Source organism: Pseudomonas sp. GW460-LB5 (assembly GCF_059423245.1).
In genome coordinates this window covers 1-1042 of sequence record NZ_JBWKXT010000134.1, presented here as the reverse complement: position 1 = coordinate 1042, position 1042 = coordinate 1, and the positions used below count along the sequence as shown (strand labels likewise).

1 protein-coding gene is annotated in these 1042 nt (G+C 68.8%); it reads right to left on the bottom strand.

All coding sequences use genetic code 11. From position 1 onward, the window contains the following. On the bottom strand, positions 1–1042 hold a 1042-nt coding region (locus tag AC07XM_RS31035), incomplete at both ends, for an amino acid adenylation domain-containing protein (protein WP_495046083.1).

The following is a 1042-nucleotide window of genomic DNA, read 5'->3' as shown; positions in this document are numbered from 1 at the left end:
GGTCGGCCGGTGCTTCGCCGACCACCAGATACCCCGCCAGCTGCTTGCCACCCGGCCCGTCGATGTCCAGCACCACCGCCTCGCGCACGCTCGGGTGCTCGAGCAGGCGTGTCTCGATCTCGCCCAGTTCGATGCGCAGGCCGCGGATTTTCACCTGGTGGTCGAGACGGCCCTTGTACTCGATCACCCCGTCCGCCCGATAACGCGCCAGGTCACCGGTGCGGTACAGGCGACCGCCGCCTTGGGCCGTGCTGTCGAAAGGGTCCGGGACGAAGCGTTCCGCCGTCAGCGCCGGGCGCCGGTGATAACCGCGGGCCAGGCCGACGCCGCCCAGGTACAGCTCACCGGCAGCTCGTGGGGCGACACTCTGCAAACCGGCGCCGAGGATGTGCGTCTTCAGGTTGTCGATCGGGCGGCCGATCGGCACGCCGCTGTCGCTGCCTGGGCGGCAGGTCCAGTGGGTGACGTCGATGGCCGCTTCGGTCGGGCCGTAGAGGTTGTACAACTGGGCGCCGGGTAACCGTGCCAGGGTCTGTTGCGCCAGCTCTGCGGGCAAGGCTTCGCCGCTGCACACCACGCGCTTGAGGCCGCTGCAGCGCTCGACCTCGGCGCTGCCCATGAACGCCTGCAGCATCGAAGGCACGAAGTGCAGCGTGGTCACCGCGTGCTGCCTGATCACCTCGACCAGGCGCTGCGGATCACGGTGTTCGCCCGGTTGTGCCACCGCCAGGCGAGCGCCGACAAGCAGTGGCCAGAAGAACTCCCAGACCGAGACGTCGAAACTGAACGGGGTCTTCTGCAACACGGTATCGCCGGCGTCCAGGCCATAGGCCTTCTGCATCCAGCACAGGCGGTTGACCAGCGCCCGATGGCTGTTGCCCGCGCCCTTGGGGCGGCCGGTGGAGCCGGAGGTGTAGATCACGTAGGCCAGGTTGTCCGGGCAGGTGTGGTGAACCAGGTTGGCCTCACTGTAGCCCGCCAGCGGCTCAAGCAGCAGCGGCTGCACACCCTCGGGCACCGGCAACTGCGCCAGCAGGTGGGC